The sequence below is a fragment of the Corynebacterium hesseae genome, assembly GCF_037850265.1.
Classification (GTDB): Bacteria; Actinomycetota; Actinomycetes; order Mycobacteriales; family Mycobacteriaceae; genus Corynebacterium; species Corynebacterium hesseae.
Genome location: NZ_CP137211.1, coordinates 416,660 through 434,553, shown reverse-complemented (window position 1 = coordinate 434,553; position 17,894 = coordinate 416,660). Strand labels below are relative to the sequence as shown.

Sequence of the window (17,894 nt, the reverse complement as noted above, 5' to 3'; positions counted from 1 at the left end):
TGCCCAGAAATTTTTCTCGGGGGAGGTACATTCCATGACTCGCGCACTCGCGCATTCTGTCCACGTCACCGTCCGTATCCACGCAGGTCATACCCGCAAAGAGGCGGACATATCCTTGCCGCTTTCTTCCAGCCTCGGGGAGGTGCTGGGGGAACTGCTCGTGCTTGTCGACGTCCCACCGGCCCCCATCCTGTGGCGCGCTACTACCGCGGCGGGCAAGACCATATCGATGACCACGCCGCTGGATCGCACCAGCGTGGAAGACGGTTCCGTCCTCGTGCTCAGCCCCGATGAGCCATCGCCGGCGCCGATTGTGCGCGATGCCGCGGAGGCGCTCGCTGCCGACGTCTCTGCAGCGCAGTTTTCCGGCCTGGCCGGGTTCTGGGGCGCAGCGGGGCTCATCGCCGTCGGCGCGTTGCTCGCCGCTGCGCTGTCTCCCGCGGTTGGCTGCACCGCCGCTGCGATAATCGGCCTCGTGCTCGCGGCGTGGACCCGGCGCGGCTCCCTGCTCGCGGCCTCCCACGTGGCTGCCGGGCTGGCGGGGGCGCTGGCCACTGGGGTGCCCTTCTTTGCTGGCCCATCCGGAACCGCGATTCCGGCCGCGCCACTCGTGGCTGCGGCGGCGGCCGTGGGTACCGTGGCGGTGCTCTCCCATCTGGTGCGCATCGGCGGAATACGTGCTCGGGCAAGTGCCGCGACGTGGTGCCTGCTCGTGCTCATCGGCCTGCTTGGCCCCGCCCCGCTGCTTGCCGCCACCGTGGCCCTACTCGCAGGCGCTCCCCTGTTCACCACGCGGCTCGCTGGCCTCCGGGTGCCACAACTTCCCACCGCCGGACAAGACCTGAGCATCTCCGATGAGGACCCTACGGATAACTCGCTCAAAGCCCGGCGCGCCGGGCAGGCCTACGAGGGAATCGCAGTGGGCTGCGCGCTGGCGGGCGTTCCTTCCCTTCTCCTCGTCGCGCTCAACGCTCACGAGGGCGCAACCGTCATTGTTTCCCAAGCCCTGTGCCTGAGTGTCGCGGGCGGTGTCATCGTGCATGCGGCACGCCACGCCCGGCCCGTCGCCGCGTGGGCGCTGGGAATTTATGGCCTTGCTGCTGCGTGTGCCGCGGTGGCCGTACCTCTGCGCGAGTGGCAGCTGCTTTCCGCCCCAACGACGGGAACGTGGGTGCTCAGCATCGTAGCGGGTCTGGTCATCGCGGCCATGCTGTCAGTGCCGGTGTGGGCAGGCAAGCTACGGCAGATTGAGCCGACCACCATCGTGTGGTTCGAGCGCGCCGAAGCTCTCGCCCTGGCCGCGTGCCTTCCGCTGGCCGCGCACGTGGCAGGGCTCTTCGAGCTCATTCGGGGGTTGGGATCATGAATACGCTGACCCGAATAGGCGCTGCCGGCGCTGCGCTTGGTGTTTGCCTGGCTTGGGGTACCAGTGCTCTGTGTGCGCCGGTAGCCGTCGCCCGCGAACCGGATACCGCCTGCGCGAAGGCCACACTCGCCACGGCAGGGCCACAGCCCTCCGCGCAGTACGCGGAGTACCGGGCACGGCTGCATTCTTTTGCCACGGGTGCTGGGGTGAAGGTCGCGGTCATCGATACCGGGGTGGCCGCCCACCCACAACTACGGGTGACGCCAGGAGCAGACTTCGTGACCCCGGAGGAGCCTGACCCGCTGCGGGACTGCGACCTGCACGGGACGGTGGTGGCCGGCGTCATCGCAGGCAAGGACCTCGGCGTGGCCCCGGATGCGGAAATCTACTCCATCCGGCAGACCAGCTCGCACTACCGGACCCCAGCGCCGGACAATGGTGAGGCGGACCGCGCCGGGGCCGGCACGCTGGCCAGCCTGGCTGCCGCCATCGAAGACGCCGTCAGCGCGGGTGCTCAGGTCATCAACGTCTCCGTGGTGTCGTGCGTTCCACCGGAGGCCGCCACGCGGGTCGATCGATCCGCCTTGGACGCGGCGCTGCAGCGCGCGGAAGGGGCTGGGGTGGTGGTTGTGGCGGCGTCGGGAAACGCGACGGCCGGCGGCTGTGAAAAGGATGACGTGGTCTTTCCCGCGGAAGCCGAAACCGTCCTCGCGGTTGGTGCTCTGGCCACGCCGCACGACCTCGCGGAGTATTCCATCACGGCACCGCTCAGCGCGGAAGGCAGCGTTCCCCTCGCGCTGGAGCCCGGCGGCGGATGGGCCACGGGAAAGGAGGACACCGTCTTTCAGGGAACGTCCTTTGCAGCTCCCCTGGTCAGTGGCACGATCGCATTGTTGGCGCAGCGCTACCCTGGGGACTCCCCAGCACAGCTGCGCCAGCGCATCATTGACTCAGCAGAGCCCGGGCATGGGGTGGTTGATCCTCTCACAGCAGTGACCTATCGGCCCGCGAGCGAATCCCGTGAGGAGCGTGCCGTCGCGGTGAGGCCGCAGGCGGCGCCACCAGCCAAGGGCTGGCCGATTGTTCGCCTTCTCCTCGGCGCCGTGGCCTTCCTCGCCCTCGTAGCCACCCTCAGTGCTCAGACTCTAAGGCCTCCGCGCGGCTCAAAGCAGAGCCTTCCGGCAGCAGCCGCAGGATCTCCCACGGCACCCGCTCCGGTTCCCCCACACCCAGTGCTTTAAGCTCTACCGCGCTAGCCAGCTCGTGGCGCCTGCCGGTGGCGGAAACCACGTGGTAGCCGTGCCCGCTGTCCACGCCCACGCCGGCCTGGAGGCCGGCGAAACGCTGCGCGGCCGAGTCCCCCGGCAAGTCCACCGTGGCCGCCACCGGCCGCATGGTTCCGGCGCCTTGCTCGTGAGTTGCGCACAACCAGCCTTGCTCAGGGGACAGGAAGTCCACACGGGTGGTGGGGAGGTTGAAGGACGGTGGGACGTCCCCCAGCGCGGCCACCTCCTGCGCCTGCGCAGGCAAACGCTGTGCGCCCAGGCCGACCAGCATTTCCGCCTGTGTGGGGGTGATGGAGAAAACACCCTGCTCCGTGCGCGCCCAGAGCTGCTCACCAGTATCCAGAATCTCCGGCGGGGCGGCCGGAAAGCTCAGCGGCTCCAGTTCGGCAAATGTGTTGAGCAGCTCCGCGGGCATGGCCCACACGGCGGTCTCCGCGGTCATCCCCAGCGCGCGCCGCAGAACCCGGCCTTGTGTGCTCGTAGCCTCGGGCAGCACGACGCGCCCCTGGCCGGTGAGCAGCCACTGCGTGCCCTCAGTTTCCACTACGGCGGCGTGCTCTTCATCGAACCTGGGAACAGCGCGGTGCGCAACCACGGTCACGGTGCCAACGCGGCTGCTGGATTGCCAGTTCGCGCCCTGTGTTGATTCTTCCAAGCAGGCCGACCATCCTGGTTCCTGCCCAGTTGCGCTTGCAAGAAGGTTGGGGGCGTCTGCAATCCCCAGCGGGGTGCCCAGGCTCATCTCTTCTAAGAAGCTATCCCCTGCCACATGCGGTTCGACCGGCTCGTTGGCAATGAGTCTGGCCGAAGCCAAGTTAGCCACTGGATGATAAGTGCCGTTGACCAGCGCTAAGAGCTGCCCTTCGGAGGAACGCACGACGGGCGCATCGCCGGGTTGCGGGTCCGGCTGCATCCAGGCGATAAGCCCCGAGCCAAGACTCAAGAAGGCTACTGCGGCTACCCCGCCCAGCAGGGCGCGTTGGCGCCTTTTCAATGGATCATGAATCATACGGATATCCCCGAACACGAGTCCGTGCTCGAGGCGGCGCAGTAGAAACTTGTGGCCCGATACCTGGGCCTTGGTAGTTGGCAACGCGCGTGCCATGAGAATCCTCCCCCGAATCGCAGCGCCACCCTCCCACGGCGCAGTGGGTTCTAGATTAACCCAACTCGGTGTCCTCCGCAGCGCGACGACCACGGGTCATCTCCGCCCGCGCGGCCAACTGGTCCGCATCGGGGTAATCCACACCCACAAGGCACAAGCCCTGGGCGTCGGCAAGCGGGATCTCGGAGGACCGGCTTTCTTCCCGCAGCATCTGGGCGGCGAAGTCAACTCCGCGCGAGCCCTCCCCCACCCGCAAACAGCAGCCCACCAACGAGCGCACCATGGACCAGCAAAAGGCGTCAGCGGTCACGTGTGCCTCGTAGAGCTGCGGCTCCGCGGGCGTCGACACGTCCTTCCACTCAAAGGCAAGGAGCTCGCGAATGGTCGTGGCGTGCGGCTTGGCCTTGCAAAAAGCCACGAAGTCATTAAGCCCCACCAGCTGATCGGCCGCGGCCTGCATTAGCTCCAGGTCCACCGGCTTGAACCACGTCGCGGTATCGCGCGCGCGAGTTGGAAGAGCACCGCGCGGATGCGTGGTGATGCGGTAAACGTAGCGGCGGCGTAAGGCGGAAAAGCGCGCGTCGAAATCTGCGGGGACTTCGGTGCAGGCGTGGACGCGGACGTCGGCAGGCAGCAACTTGGCCAAGCGTTTCACCAGCTTGGAGGGGTCGCCGTCGATGCTGCGCTGTCCCAGCGCCGACCGCGTGGTATCTAAGTGCGCCACCTGACCGCTGGCATGCACTCCGGCATCGGTGCGCCCAGCCACGGTGAGCTCCACTGGGTGGCGCAGCACCATGCTCAGCTTCTCCTCAACGGTCTGCTGAACAGTGCGCAGGCCGCCCTTCTGCTTGGCCCACCCGTGGAAGTCGGTGCCGTCGTAGGCCAAGTCTAGGCGAAGGCGAACGTTAGTCATGGATGCTGATTCTACCTAGTCGTTGGCATTCCACTCGCGATTGAGTTCCCAATCCTGGGCCGCGTGCTGGCGCTTCGCGCTCTTGCTCACGCCCAGCTTGCTCAAAGCGGCATAGCCAGCCCGCTTGGGGTGCTTTAGATTCTTCTTGGCCTGGCCGGCTTTGCGCTTGGCCTTGCGGGCGCCATCCCGAACAATGCGGGCAGACAAGCGCAGGCGCGGGTCCATGGGTTGTTCGGCTCCCCGGTATTCAAACACCGGCAGCGACCATCCAAAGTAGATCGCAGCCACGCGCAGCGCCAGCGCTAGGCATACCGTCACGACGCCAGCGACCTCATCGCTGAGCCCCAGCTCCATCAATCCCGCATAAGAAAAGGCTGCAAGAACAGAAATGGAGGCGTACAGCTCGGCGGACAAGACCAGCGGGATACGGTCGGACAACAAGTCACGCAAAATACCGCCAAAGACACCGGTCAGCACCGCAGCCACGGCAGCGATAACCAACCCATGGCCATGTTCCAAGGCCTTCTGAGCACCAAGGACACTGAATACCGCAAGGCCCAGGGCGTCGAGAAGCAAGAATACATGCCGGAAATAGTGCATTAGGAAGGACATATAAACCGTGGCGACGGCGGCGGCCACCACGGCCAAGAGGAAGCGCGGTTCCGCCACCCACGTCAACGGGTAGGCGCCCAGCACCATGTCGCGGATCGTGCCGCCGCCCAATGCGGTGACTGCGCCCAACATGATGACGCCAAACAGATCCATCTTTTGCCGGCCAGCGGACAGCGCAGCGGTCATCGCCTCGGAGACGATGCCGATTACGTACAGCACAGTAAACAGCGGGGTCATAGAGTATACGTTCTGGTCGGGGTTATATAGCCCAGAAAGCATAACAAAAGGCCGCAGCCCCACCTAAGGTGGTACTGCGGCCTAGTTAAGGCGAGAGAAGTTTACTTCTCCTCGGACTCCTCAGCAGCGGTCGCCTCGACCTCTGCCTCGGTTGCCTCTGCCTTTGCTTCCTCAGCGGATTCAGCCTCAGCCTCTTCGGCCTTAGCTTCCTCGGCCTGCTTGGAAGCAGCAGCGCGGGTAGCGCGGTTAGCCTCGGAGGTCACGGTCTCCTCAAGAACGAGGGAGATCTGGGACATCGGGGCGTTGTCGCCGGAGCGGTTGTCCAGCTTGATGATGCGGGTGTAGCCACCCTCACGGTTCTCGAACTTCGGTGCCAGCTCGTCGAAGAGGTAGGCAACGACATCCTTGTGCGGGATGAGCTTGAGAACTGCGCGACGGTCAGCAACGGTGCCGGCCTTCGCCTTGGTGATGATCTTCTCGGCGTAAGGACGAAGCAGCTTCGCCTTAGCGTCGGTGGTCTTGATTGCGCCGTGCTCGAACAGGCTCGCTGCCAGGTTGCTCAGCAGGTGCTTCTGCTGGCTGGCGGAGCCGCCGAGACGCGGACCCTTCTTGGGGGTAGGCATTGTGTACTCCTCGTGTGCGGATTATGTGAGCGCGCGACGGGGCGCACAAGTCGCGCCGTCACGATTCAGTGGAATTCTTTACTCGGAATCGTCGGAAGCCGGGTCCTTGAAGTCGCCGGTTTCTGCGTCGTAGCCTTCGAGCTGGGTCGGGTCGAAGTCCTCAGGGGTGTCCTTGAGAGCCAGGCCCAGGTTAGCCAGCTTGATCTTTACCTCATTGATCGACTTTTGACCGAAGTTGCGGATATCCAGCAGGTCCGATTCGGTGCACTCTGCGAGCTCACCAACGGTGTGGATTTCCTGACGCTTCAGGCAGTTGTAGGAGCGGACGGAGAAGTTCAGATCCTCGATCGGCATGCTGTAGGCGGCGATGTACTCCGTCTCCTGCGGGGACGGGCCAATCTCAATGCCCTCAGCAGCGGTGTTCAGCTCGCGGGCCAGGCCGAAGAGCTCGACCAGGGTGCCACCGGCGGAAGCCAGGGCGTCGCGTGCGGAAATCGAGTTCTTGGTCTCGACGTCGATGATCAGCTTGTCAAAGTCGGTGCGCTGCTCAACACGAGTAGCTTCGACCTTATAGGAGACCTTCAGCACCGGGGAGTAGATCTGGTCGACCGGAATGCGGCCGATTTCCCCGGAGGTGGAGGCAGCCGGGACGTAGCCACGGCCGCGCTCGACGACGAGTTCCATCTCCAGCTTGGCGGAATCATTCAGCGATGCGATGTGCAGATCCGAGTTGTGGATCTCCACGCCAGCCGGCGGCTGGATATCGCCTGCAGTTACCTCACCCGGGCCTTCCTTGCTCAGGTACATAACCACCGGCTCGTCAGAGTCGGAGGACAGAACCAGACCCTTGATGTTCAGGATGATTTCGGAAACGTCTTCCTTCACGCCATTGATGGTGGTGAACTCGTGGAGCACACCATCAATCTTGATGGAGGTTACTGCCGCGCCCGGGATGGACGAGAGCAGCGTGCGACGAAGCGAGTTACCGAGGGTGTAACCAAAGCCCGGCTCGAGCGGTTCGATGACGAACTTGGAGCGAGACGAGTCAATGAATTCCTCGGTGAGCTGAGGACGCTGGGAAATAAGCATGGAGTTTCTCCTTGTCGGCGCCCGCTATATGACGCCGGTAGAAGGGGTAAAGATGAAAATGTCGAAGGATTACTTCGAGTAAAGCTCGACGATGAGCTGCTCCTGCAGCGGAACGTCGATCTGAGCGCGCTCGGGCAGCTGGTGCACGAGGATGCGCAGGGTGTCCGGAACGACCTGCAGCCACGCCGGAACGTTGGCGTCTACCAGGCGGTCCTGAGCCTCTTCGAACCATTCCATCTTCTGGGAACGCTCACGAACATCGATGATGTCGTACTGCGTAACGCGGAAGGACGGAACGTTGATCTTCTTGCCGTTCACGGTGAAGTGACCGTGGGAGACAAGCTGGCGAGCCTGGCGGCGGGTGTTGGCCAGACCAGCGCGGTAGATCACGTTGTCGAGACGGGACTCGAGCAGAACGACGAGGTTGTCACCGGTCTTGCCCGGGAGACGGTTAGCCTCGGCGTAGTAGCGGCGGAACTGACGCTCCAGCACGCCGTAGGTGTACTTTGCCTTCTGCTTCTCCTGGAGCTGCAGCAGGTACTCAGATTCCTTGATGCGGTTGCGGCCAGCCTGTCCCGGTGGGTACGGGCGGCGCTCAAATGCCATGTCGCCGCCGACCAGGTCGACGCGCAGACGGCGGGATACGCGGGTAGCGGGGCCAGTATAACGAGCCATTTTCTTACCTCTTCCTTTCCCTTAAACCTTGCGGCGCTTGGTCGGACGGCAGCCGTTGTGCGGCTGTGGGGTGGCATCCGTGATCGAGGAAACCTCGAGGCCTGCAGCCTGCAGGGAACGGATGGCGGTCTCGCGGCCGGAGCCCGGACCCTTGACGAAAACGTCAACCTTCTTCATACCGTGGTCCATGGCCTTGCGGGCCGCGTTCTCAGCAGCCATCTGCGCTGCGAACGGGGTGGACTTACGGGAACCCTTGAAGCCAACGTGGCCGGAGGATGCCCAGGAGATGACAGCACCGTGCGGGTCCGTGATGGACACGATGGTGTTGTTGAAGGTGGACTTGATGTATGCGTGGCCAGCGGCCACGTTCTTCTTTACGACGCGACGACCACCACGGCGCGCGCCGGAACGAGTCTTAGGTGGCATGTGTTACTTCTTCTTTCCTGCGATCGTCTTCTTCGGACCCTTGCGCGTACGAGCGTTGGTCTTGGTGCGCTGACCACGAACGGGCAGGCCACGACGGTGGCGGATGCCCTGGTAGCAACCGATTTCAATCTTGCGACGGATGTCAGCCTGAACCTGGCGGCGGAGGTCACCCTCGACCTTCCAGGTAGCTTCGATGACGTCACGCAGCGCCGACAGCTGATCATCGTCGAGGTTGTCGGTGCGCAGGTCAGGAGAAATGCCGGTCTTTTCCAGCAGCTCCTTGGCACGGGCAGGCCCGATGCCGTAGATGTAGGTGAGAGCAACCTCCATGCGCTTGTTGCGCGGGAGGTCAACACCAGCTAGACGTGCCATATGGCTAGTCCTTTCGGGTTGTTACGATGGTTTTCTCCTCATCCGTCCCCCGCCACGCATACGCTTCGCCCCGGGCCGTGCCGGGGAACTGTGGGCATGCTTAGCAGCGTGGGCTCAGGCCATCGCAGCCTGAGGTAGAAAGGGACGCATCAAGTGCGTCCCGTGGGTGAGGAGGCTTACTGTCTTTACTTGTAGCGGTAGACGATGCGTCCGCGGGTTAGGTCATAAGGAGACAGCTCCACGACAACGCGATCCTCCGGGAGGATGCGGATGTAGTGCTGACGCATCTTGCCCGAAATGTGGGCAAGTACCTTATGCCCGTTGTCGAGCTCGACGCGGAACATTGCGTTGGGCAGGGGTTCGACGATGCGACCCTCAACCTCGATTGCGCCTTCCTTAGCCATAACCTCTACTTTTCTGGTGGGGTTCTTCGCGCCGCGCTGGGCGACGCCCCCACCTGCATGTTTGGTGTCTACTGCCTGGTGTCCTCCACAACCACTTCGGCTGCGTACAGACACCAGCTCTAAAGCATACGCTGCGCGGAGTCGTTTTCCAAATACGGTAAGTGCAGGATAAGAGCACTTCGCTACCAGACACACCGAAACACATACACATTTGGGCAATGCCGAAAACGTGAAAGCCTCCCGCACCGTAAGGAGCGGGAGGCTGTTGGTGTGTAGCGGTGACGCACTCACCGCTACGGGTTAGTAGATGAAGACCTTGGAACCCATCGGCACATCATTCCAGTAGCGCACAGCATCCTGGTGGGTCAGGCGTACGCAGCCATTGGACTGGTATGCCGGGGAACCCTCATGGAAAGCATGGCCGTTGTTGGTGAAGTACATGGCGTAGGGCATCGGAGCGTTGCCAAACTCCCAAGAAATCTCGTCTTTGATCTTGCGGTTGATGTAGAACGTACCGGCCGGGGTCTCCTGGCCCGGCATACCGGTGGACATGCCCTGAGCAACATAGGTCACGTTGCCGTTGCCATCCTGCAGCCACGAGCGGCGGCCATCACGATCCACGCAGATACGGGCATCCGCGGGGCACGGGCCAACATCGAAGCGCTGAGCCTGGCGCTCAGCCTCGGCCTTGCGGGCAGCCTCCTCAGCGGCAGCCTTCTCGCGTGCAACCTGCTCAGCGTGAGCGCGCTCTGCAGCTTCGCGAGCCGCACGAATCTCGGCGTTCTTCTGCTCAATGAGGCCTGGGAAGACCAGTTCAATGGCACCGTCGATGACAGGACGCAGGGCATCAGCGGCCTGCGGGTTAACGTTCTGCAGCGTCTCCAGCATCTGGTTGCGGCTGTTCCACGCGTTCTCACGGGTCTGGCCGGCGAACTCATCAATCTGGGATTGGACGTCGGAGGACAGGGAATCAATCGAAGGGACCGTCTGCGCGTTTGCGGCGGGGGCAACCGAGAGAGTGGCGGCTACCAAGCCGATTGCGGTGGCGCGACGTAGGGAACGAGCACCAACAAAGGAGCGAATCTTAGACATGTGGAGAAGTATAAACCTTCCTCCACCGATTTCCCACCTGAGTGTCGCGTTTTAGTAACGCTGCGTCAGGATTCGAGGACCATTCTCCGTTGCCGCCACGGTGTGTTCCCAGTGGGCAGCTAGCGATCCGTCGAGGGTGACGACGGTCCAATCATCGTCGAGAACCGCGTTGTCTTCCGTGCCCAGCGCCAGCATAGGTTCAATGGCCAAGACGGAGCCCTCCTGGATGATGGGACCGCGCCCTGCCTTACCTTCATTGGCTAGGTAGGGGTCTTCATGCATTTCGTGGCCGATACCGTGGCCGCCGTAGCCGTCAACAATAAACAGGTCCACGCCGAACTTATCCTCGGCGCGGTAGGTGGCCTGCTCGAGGGCGGCGGAGACGTCGGTAAGCCGGTTACCGGGGACCATGGCTTTAAGGCCTTCGTGGAGGACCCATTCGGTGGCGTTACTCAGCGCCTGCGCCTCAGAGCTGAGCTTGCCGACGCCAAACGTCCACGCGCTATCCCCCACCCAGCCGTCGAGCGTGGCGCCACAGTCGATAGAGACAAGGTCCCCTTCAGCGAGGACAATCTCCTTGCTGGGTATGCCATGGACAATGACGTCGTTCACTGACGCACAGATGGACCCCGGAAAACCGCCGTAGCCCTTGAAGGTGGGCACGGCACCGGCATCTCGAATGGTCTGCTCGGCTACGTGGTCGAGCTCGAGCGTGCTCACGCCAACTGCAGCGGCGGCACGCACCGCCTGCAGGGCGCGGCCGACGATTTCGCCAGCCGCCTGCATGGCATCAAGCTCGCCCGGGGTGCGGGCCGGAATGGTTTTAGTGCGTCGACGAAAAGCCATAGCTAAAGAACGGACTACTTGCCCATTGCCTTCAGGGTGCGCTCGTTGATTTCCTCAACGGTTCCTTCAGCCTTGATGGAGATGATGGCATCGCCATAGTGCTCGATGAGCGGGAAGGTCTCTTCGCGGTAGACGCCCAGGCGGGTGCGGATGGTCTCCTCGGTGTCGTCCGCGCGGCCGCGGGCGAGCATGCGCTCGACCACGACGTCCTCGGATACCTCAAAGTTCAGCACGCCGTCGAGCTTCAGGCCCTTGTCGGAGAGGAGCTTCTCAAGAATATCGGCCTGCTCCACGGTGCGGGGGAAGCCGTCGAGAAGGAAGCCATCCTTGGCGTCATCCTGGTTGAGGCGATCCTCCACCATGCGGGCGGTGACATCAGTCGGCACCAGCTTGCCGGCGTCGATGTAGGACTTAGCCTCTACGCCGAGCGGGGTGCCCTCACCAATGTTGGCGCGGAAGAGGTCACCGGTGGAGATGTGCGGAACGCCGAGCTTTTCGCTGAGGAGGGCGGCTTGGGTGCCCTTGCCGGCACCGGGAGGGCCAAGGAGTACGTAACGCATTACTTAAGCAGTCCTTCGTAGTTGGATTGTAGGAGCTGGGACTCGATTTGCTTGACCGTGGTCAGGGCCACCGAGACCATAATGAGGATGGCAGTACCGCCGAAGGCGGAAGTGCCGCTGGCACCTGCGCGGCCCACGCCGAGGTCCAGAAGGATATTCGGCAGAACAGCGATGAGCGCCAGGTAGATCGAACCGACGAACAGAAGGCGGTTCATGACGAATCCCAGGTATTCGGCGGTCGGCCGACCCGGGCGGATACCCGGGATAAATCCACCATACTTCTTCATGTTCTCCGCCTGTTCAGCAGGGTCATACTGAACCGAGACATAGAAGTAGGAGAAGAAGATGGTGAGGACGAAGTAGAGGACGATGTACTGCCAGGAGCTCGGAGCCTGCAGGTGCGCAATCACATTGCGCTGCCACCAGTTATCGGACACGCCCGGGGAGCCGGAGTTGACGATCTGGGTGATAAGCACCGGCATGTAGATCAGCGAGGAAGCGAAGATAACCGGGATAACGCCGGCCTGGTTGACCTTGAGCGGCAGGTAGGTCGACGAACCACCGTACTGGCGACGGCCAACCATACGCTTTGCGTACTGCACCGGAATGCGGCGCTGCCCCTGTTCGATGAAGGTGATGCCCACGACGAGGACGATGAGGCCGGCGACCACCATGGCGAAGACGAGGCCACCGTTGTTCTGCATGATGCTGACACCATCGGTGGGAAGGCGGGTAGCAATACCGGCGAAAATCATCAGCGACATACCGTTACCAATGCCCTTCTCCGTAATCAGCTCACCCATCCACATCACGAGGATGGCGCCGGAGGTCATGGTGATAACGAGCACGACGAGGGTGAAGAAGTTACGGTCCTCCGCCAGGACGCGTACGCCTTGCCCCAAGAGTTGCTCGCGGTCCGCCAGGGCCACAATGCCCGAAGACTGCAGAAGCGCCAGCGCCAGGGTGAGGTAGCGCGTGTACTGCGTCATCTTGGCCTGACCGGACTGCCCCTCCTTCTTCAACTGCTCGAAGTGAGGAATCACCACGGTGAGCAGCTGCACGATAATCGACGCCGTAATGTACGGCATGATGCCGATGGCGAAGATCGACAGCTGCAGCAGCGCGCCACCGGAGAACAGGTTGATCACCGAGTAGAGGTTGCCGGATTCCTCCGTGAGGTCACGAAGGCGGCCGGCGATGGTGGCGTAATCAACGCCCGGCGACGGGATCTGCGCGCCAACGCGGTAGAGGATAATCAACACGAGCGTGAAGATGATCTTCTTACGCAGGTCGGCATCTTTAAAAGCCTGCAAAATGGCGGACACTACTTAATCCTCCTGGCCTACCGCGCTTGTTGTGCGGTTCGAATTCGCCGCGCACGGGGGTGGATCTCATCTGTTCCCAAAAGCTAAGAGCCCTCTTAAGGCATCTCATAGGAACGGTTGAACACTTTTGACCCCATTACCCTACCAGCCTTGGCCACTTTCGCCACATTAACCCCGCACATGGCCGCCCGGAGGTCCCCTTTTTGGTTTCTCCCTTAGCGCTATCCCCGGATTGGGCCTACCATTGCCTGTGTTGTCTGAAGGCAATGTCCTTACAAGATTTCTACGTCTTTTCGACCTCCCCCGCGACGCCCGGGGCGTCTCGGAGTATGGCCGTTCTTTTTCTGCCAGCCAATGAACCGAAAGAAGTATGTAGTTTTATGAGTAAGCGATTCTCCCCAATGACCGTGGCCGAGATTATCGATACCTTCGTCCCCAGCCCCAACCCCTTCCGCTGGGAGGCTTTCGATGGTTCCGCCACCGGCCCAACCGATGCGCAGTTTACCGTCAAGATCAACAACCTCCAGGGCTTGGCCTATATCGCTACTCACCCAGGGGATGTAGGATTTGCCCGCGCTTATGTCACCGACGGCATCACTGTCGAGGGAGAGCACCCGGCGCATCCCTACGGCATCTTCGATGCGCTGCACGCCATGTATGACAAGTTCACCCGCCCGGACACGAAGACCTTGGCCAGGGTGGCACGCTCCCTGGCCTCGATGGGAGCTTTCCAGATCCAGCCGGTCCCGGAAGTCGAGCGCGCCTCGTGGCTGCGCCGCAAGCTGCACGAAGGATTGTCCAAGCACTCCAAGGAGCGCGACGCAGAAGTCATTTCCGATCACTACGACGTAGGCAATGACTTCTACGAGCTCTTCCTCGGTGACTCGATGACGTATACCTGCGCCTACTACCCCTCCCCCGACGCCACTCTGGATGAAGCTCAGGAAAACAAGTATCGCCTCATCTTTGACAAGTTGCGCCTCAAGAAGGGCGACCGCCACCTCGACGTCGGCTGCGGCTGGGGCGGCATGGTGCGCTACGCCGCCAAGCGCGGCGTGAAGTCCCTCGGCGTGACCCTTTCCAAGGAACAGGCTGAGTGGGGCCAGGCCAAGATCAAGGAGGAGGGTCTCGAGGACCTCGCGGAAATCCGCTTCCTGGACTATCGCGACGTCACCGAGGAAGGCTTCGACGCCATCTCCGCCATCGGGCTACTCGAGCACATTGGCGTCAAGAACTACCCGGACTTCTTTAGCTTCCTCAACGGCAAACTTAAGCCGGGCGGATTGATGCTCAACCACTGCATCACCTACCCGGATAATCACAAGACCCCGAAGGGCGGCTTCATCGACCGCTATATCTTCCCCGACGGTGAGCTCTCCGGCTCCGGCACCATCACGAAGTGCATGCAGGACGCCGGCTTCGAAGTTGTCCACACGGAATCCCTGCGCTTCGACTACATGCGCACTCTGCACGATTGGTGCGAGAACCTTAAAGAGACGTGGGAGGAGGCCTGCTCTCTGGTGGGCCTGCCCACCGCGCGCCTGTGGGCCATCTATATGGCCGGCTCTGAGTGGGGCTTCGAGCACAACATCATCAACCTGTACCACTTCTTGGGAGTCAAGCTGGGTGAGGCCGGTTCTCGTTCCGGCGTGCCCGAGCGCCGCTGGTGGGAAGATTCGCGCTTCTAAAGACTTAAAGGAATTCTATGTTGACTGATCTCATTCGCAATCACCGTAGCGTCGACGCCGTGGAGATTCCGCCGGTGGGTTGGAAGGCGCATGAGGAGGGCGTCGATAAGCTCCTGCGTAGCTTCCGCGCGGTGCCGAAGGACAAGCGCGTACGTCTAGCGAAGAAAACCTCGAATCTTTTCCGCGGGCGCAGCGGGCAGCAGGTGGGGCTCGACGTGTCCGGCCTGGGTGGGGTCATTGAGGTCGATCCGATTGCGCAGACCGCCGAGGTTCAGGGCATGTGCACCTACGAGGACCTTGTGGACGCCACCTTGCCGCACGGTCTTATGCCCTTCGTGGTGCCGCAGCTCAAGACCATTACGCTCGGCGGCGCGGTGACGGGCATGGGCGTGGAGTCCACGAGCTTCCGCGATGGATTGCCGCACGAATCCGTGTTGGAGATGGACATCCTCACCGGTACTGGCGAGATTCTCACGTGCTCGCGCGAGGAGAATGTCGATCTCTTCCGTCTCTTCCCCAACTCCTATGGCTCCTTGGGCTATGCGGTGCGCCTCAAGATTGAGCTGCGCGCGGTGAAGCCTTACGTGGAGCTGCGGGAGGTGCGTTTCCACGACTTTGAGTCCTTGGCACGCACGCTTGACGATGTCTCCCGCACCCACTCCTATGACGGCGTCGATGTCCACGGCCTAGATGGCGTGGTCTTCTCCCCGGAGGAATCCTACCTTGTCATGGCCCGTTTCACGGAGGAGGAGGGGCCAACCTCGGACTATACGCGGGAGAAGATTTTCTATCGCAGTCTCCAGCACGCCCGGGGTATTCGCCGCGACCGCCTCACGGTGCGCGATTACATCTGGCGCTGGGACACTGACTGGTTCTGGTGCTCGCGAGCCTTTGGCGCGCAGAATCCGCGGGTGCGCAAGGTGTGGCCGCGACAGCTGCGGCGCAGTTCCTTCTACTGGAAGCTCGTGCGCCTGGACCGGAAATACGAGCTGGAGTACAACTTCATCAAGAAGCCAAAGGGCCTGCCGCGGGGTGAGCGCGTGGTGCAGGACATCGAGGTCACCCCGGAGAACTTGCCGGAGTTCTTGGACTGGTTCTTTACCGCCTCAGATATACAACCGGTGTGGCTGTGCCCGATTCGGCTTCGCGAGGGCGTCGAAGAGCTCGTCGGAACCGGCTCTCTCGCGGCTGACTCCCCCGCCCCGTGGCCGCTGTATCCTCTGCGCCCGGACCAAACCTGGGTCAACGTGGGCTTCTGGTCAGGCGTGGAGGGCAATCACGTCGACCCCTCCGCCCCGGGCAACGGCGCCTTCAACCGCGTCATCGAGGCTAAAGTCAGCGAGCTCGGCGGGCATAAGTCGCTGTACTCAGAAGCCTTCTACTCCCCCGAAGAATTTGCCGAGCTCTACGGCGGTGACCTGCCGGAGCGCATTAAAGCGCTCACCGACCCGGACAGCCGCTTCCCCGGCCTCTATGAAAAGACGGTCAACGACGCCTAACGCGCTGCCTTCCTAGGCAACTGCATCGACGCGATCAAAACCGTTGGTGGCCAGGGCCTTCATCACGCGGTCCACGGCTGCCTGGTCGGTATCCGGGTTGTAGGTTTCCAGGAAGACGATGTGCGCGGTGTCATTGCCTTCAAAGCGGATGGTCATGAAGTCGTGCCCCAGCTCCTGGGTGGCAAGGGCCAGCTCGCGCTGCACCGCCAGCTCGCCGCTGGGCAGGTTTTCCGTGCTGGTGGCGGACTCTGGCTGGGAGAGCATCTCCTGTGCATCGACGGGACCAGTAACGCCAGCCAGGGGCAGAAGTGCGGCGATGGCGGTTGCCACGATGGAAGATACGGACGACATAACACTCTCCTTAACGCTTACTAAGATTTAACCAAGGGTTATACTACTCTTCTTAGCTCCGCGCGCACAATAGGCATGAAAAGTCCCCCTGCCCCGCACGAATGCGGTGGACAGGGGGAAGAAATCTACTGAGTAGAGATTTACTTGGTGGTGGCGGTGCCGCCAGCAGCCTCGATCTTCTCAACAGCAGACTTGGAGAACTTGTCAGCGGTGACGTTCAACTTAACGTTGATGTCGCCGTTGCCCAGAACCTTGACCGGCTGGTTCTTGCGAACCAAGCCAGCAGCGACGATGTCCGCTACGGTGACGTCGCCACCCTGAGCGAAAGCCTCTGCGAGGTCAGCAACGTTGACTACCTGGTACTCAACGTGGTTCGGGTTCTTGAAGCCCTTGAGCTTCGGCAGACGCATGTGGATCGGCATCTGGCCACCCTCGAAAGCAGCGGAAACCTGCTTGCGAGCACCGGTGCCCTTGGTACCGCGACCAGCGGTCTTACCCTTGGATGCCTCACCGCGGCCGACGCGGGTTTTGGGCTTATTGGAGCCTGCGGACGGGCGCAGGTCGTGGAGCTTGATGATATCAGCCATGGTTTACTCCCCTGCCACTTCTTCGACGGTGACCAGGTGACGCACCTTGTGAACCATGCCGCGAATAATCGGGGTGTCCTGCTTTACAACAGAGTGTCCGATGCGCTTGAGACCAAGGGCCTCAATGTTGGCGCGGTGGTTCGGCTTGGTGCCCACAAGGCCCTTTACCTGAGTAATCTTCAGAGCCATTGCTTATGCCTCCTGACCTGCGCGCTTGCGCAGCATCTGGGCCGGTGCGACCTCCTCGAGGGACTTGCCGCGGCGTGCAGCAACTTCCTCCGGGCGAACCAGCTGCTTGAGGCCGTCCACGGTAGCGCGGACGACGTTGAGAGCGTTGTCGGAGCCCAGGGACTTCGACAAAATGTCCTGCACACCGGCGCACTCAAGCACCGGACGAGCAGCACCGCCGGCGATGACACCGGTACCCGGAGCGGCCGGCTTCATCATGACGATGCCAGCTGCGTCGCGACCCTCAACCGGGTGGGTAATGGTGCCGGCAATCATCGGGACGCGGAAGAAGTTCTTGCGAGCCTCTTCTGCACCCTTCTGGATTGCGGCCGGGACTTCCTTGGCCTTGCCGTAGCCGACGCCAACCATGCCCTGGCCGTCGCCAACGACGACGAGAGCGGTGAAGGACATGTTGCGGCCACCCTTAACGGTCTTGGAGACGCGGTTGATGGTCACAACGCGCTCGATGTACTTATCGCGCTCGTTGTCCTGGTGGTTGCGGCGGTCGTTACGACGGCCGTTGTTGCGACCCTTGCGGTCGTTGTTGTTCTCGGCGGAGCGTCCGCCGTCACGCTGTTCACGGTCCGACATTAGGCGTTCCTTCCGTTGA

The 17,894-nt window shown here is 62.2% G+C and carries 21 protein-coding genes; 4 read left to right on the top strand and 17 right to left on the bottom strand.

Features of this window, described 5'->3' with window-relative positions; translation table 11 throughout:
* Window positions 1-34 precede the first annotated feature (34 nt).
* The gene (gene eccD, locus R3O64_RS02160; protein ID WP_070521649.1) at window positions 35-1,366 is read left to right on the top strand and encodes a type VII secretion integral membrane protein EccD; all 1,332 of its coding nucleotides are present in this window, start codon (window positions 35-37) and stop codon (window positions 1,364-1,366) included.
* Window positions 1,363-2,607 (top strand): S8 family serine peptidase, encoded by a 1,245-nt coding sequence (locus tag R3O64_RS02155; protein WP_339017195.1) that lies wholly within the window; start codon window positions 1,363-1,365, stop codon window positions 2,605-2,607. Before eccD ends, R3O64_RS02155 begins: the two co-directional genes overlap by 4 nt.
* Here the strand turns inward: R3O64_RS02155 and eccB are convergent.
* The 13 genes from eccB to secY all read right to left on the bottom strand — a co-directional run bounded on the left by eccB (window position 2,498) and on the right by secY (window position 12,931).
* Window positions 2,498-3,757, bottom strand: a complete 1,260-nt coding sequence (gene eccB / locus R3O64_RS02150; protein ID WP_101735824.1) for a type VII secretion protein EccB — start codon at window positions 3,755-3,757, stop codon at window positions 2,498-2,500. The two genes, R3O64_RS02155 and eccB, sit on opposite strands and share 110 nt — an antisense overlap.
* Window positions 3,758-3,812: 55 nt before the next feature.
* Window positions 3,813-4,670: a tRNA pseudouridine(38-40) synthase TruA gene (gene truA, locus R3O64_RS02145; RefSeq protein ID WP_339017194.1), complete on the bottom strand. Its 858-nt coding sequence runs from the start codon at window positions 4,668-4,670 to the stop codon at window positions 3,813-3,815.
* Window positions 4,671-4,685: 15 nt separating this feature from the next.
* Entirely contained in the window at window positions 4,686-5,519 is an 834-nt protein-coding gene (locus R3O64_RS02140; protein WP_039674330.1) for a trimeric intracellular cation channel family protein, read from the bottom strand.
* A gap of 101 nt (window positions 5,520-5,620) precedes the next feature.
* A complete protein-coding gene (gene rplQ / locus R3O64_RS02135) occupies window positions 5,621-6,142 on the bottom strand; it encodes a 50S ribosomal protein L17 (RefSeq protein WP_339017193.1) in 522 nt (173 codons plus the stop codon).
* Window positions 6,143-6,220: 78 nt separating this feature from the next.
* Entirely contained in the window at window positions 6,221-7,231 is a 1,011-nt protein-coding gene (locus R3O64_RS02130) for a DNA-directed RNA polymerase subunit alpha (RefSeq protein ID WP_070521667.1), read from the bottom strand.
* A 69-nt stretch (window positions 7,232-7,300) separates the two neighbouring features.
* A complete protein-coding gene (gene rpsD, locus R3O64_RS02125; protein ID WP_010189536.1) occupies window positions 7,301-7,906 on the bottom strand; it encodes a 30S ribosomal protein S4 in 606 nt (201 codons plus the stop codon).
* A 21-nt stretch (window positions 7,907-7,927) separates the two neighbouring features.
* Window positions 7,928-8,332 carry a 30S ribosomal protein S11 gene (rpsK, locus tag R3O64_RS02120; protein ID WP_010189540.1) on the bottom strand — a complete coding sequence of 135 codons (405 nt, stop codon included), beginning with the start codon at window positions 8,330-8,332 and terminating at the stop codon, window positions 7,928-7,930.
* Window positions 8,333-8,335: 3 nt separating this feature from the next.
* Window positions 8,336-8,704, bottom strand: coding sequence for a 30S ribosomal protein S13 (gene rpsM / locus R3O64_RS02115; protein ID WP_010189542.1), 369 nt, complete (start codon window positions 8,702-8,704; stop codon window positions 8,336-8,338).
* A gap of 185 nt (window positions 8,705-8,889) precedes the next feature.
* Entirely contained in the window at window positions 8,890-9,108 is a 219-nt protein-coding gene (gene infA / locus R3O64_RS02110) for a translation initiation factor IF-1 (RefSeq protein ID WP_003854422.1), read from the bottom strand.
* A gap of 300 nt (window positions 9,109-9,408) precedes the next feature.
* Window positions 9,409-10,200, bottom strand: coding sequence for a L,D-transpeptidase (locus R3O64_RS02105; protein ID WP_269948419.1), 792 nt, complete (start codon window positions 10,198-10,200; stop codon window positions 9,409-9,411).
* Window positions 10,201-10,251: 51 nt separating this feature from the next.
* Window positions 10,252-11,046, bottom strand: coding sequence for a type I methionyl aminopeptidase (gene map / locus R3O64_RS02100; protein WP_339017192.1), 795 nt, complete (start codon window positions 11,044-11,046; stop codon window positions 10,252-10,254).
* A gap of 14 nt (window positions 11,047-11,060) precedes the next feature.
* Entirely contained in the window at window positions 11,061-11,606 is a 546-nt protein-coding gene (locus R3O64_RS02095) for an adenylate kinase (protein WP_070530790.1), read from the bottom strand.
* Entirely contained in the window at window positions 11,606-12,931 is a 1,326-nt protein-coding gene (secY, locus tag R3O64_RS02090) for a preprotein translocase subunit SecY (protein ID WP_070521679.1), read from the bottom strand. The genes R3O64_RS02095 and secY overlap by 1 nt, the downstream gene beginning before the upstream one ends.
* Before the next feature lie 380 nt (window positions 12,932-13,311).
* On the opposite strand from secY, the gene R3O64_RS02085 reads away from it, so the two are divergent.
* Together R3O64_RS02085 and R3O64_RS02080 are read left to right on the top strand one after the other, a co-directional pair.
* Window positions 13,312-14,619, top strand: coding sequence for a class I SAM-dependent methyltransferase (locus R3O64_RS02085; protein ID WP_339017191.1), 1,308 nt, complete (start codon window positions 13,312-13,314; stop codon window positions 14,617-14,619).
* Window positions 14,620-14,636: 17 nt separating this feature from the next.
* Window positions 14,637-16,118 carry an FAD-binding oxidoreductase gene (locus R3O64_RS02080; RefSeq protein ID WP_339017190.1) on the top strand — a complete coding sequence of 494 codons (1,482 nt, stop codon included), beginning with the start codon at window positions 14,637-14,639 and terminating at the stop codon, window positions 16,116-16,118.
* Window positions 16,119-16,130: 12 nt separating this feature from the next.
* Here the strand turns inward: R3O64_RS02080 and R3O64_RS02075 are convergent, their stop codons facing one another.
* The 4 genes from R3O64_RS02075 to rpsE form a co-directional block, all read right to left on the bottom strand.
* Window positions 16,131-16,469 (bottom strand): hypothetical protein, encoded by a 339-nt coding sequence (locus tag R3O64_RS02075; RefSeq protein WP_070563546.1) that lies wholly within the window; start codon window positions 16,467-16,469, stop codon window positions 16,131-16,133.
* Between the two features lie 140 nt (window positions 16,470-16,609).
* Window positions 16,610-17,056: a 50S ribosomal protein L15 gene (gene rplO, locus R3O64_RS02070; protein ID WP_070521691.1), complete on the bottom strand. Its 447-nt coding sequence runs from the start codon at window positions 17,054-17,056 to the stop codon at window positions 16,610-16,612.
* 3 nt (window positions 17,057-17,059) lie between these two features.
* Window positions 17,060-17,245, bottom strand: coding sequence for a 50S ribosomal protein L30 (gene rpmD, locus R3O64_RS02065; protein WP_039673747.1), 186 nt, complete (start codon window positions 17,243-17,245; stop codon window positions 17,060-17,062).
* Between the two features lie 3 nt (window positions 17,246-17,248).
* Window positions 17,249-17,875 (bottom strand): 30S ribosomal protein S5, encoded by a 627-nt coding sequence (gene rpsE, locus R3O64_RS02060; protein ID WP_070521694.1) that lies wholly within the window; start codon window positions 17,873-17,875, stop codon window positions 17,249-17,251.
* Window positions 17,876-17,894 lie beyond the last annotated feature (19 nt).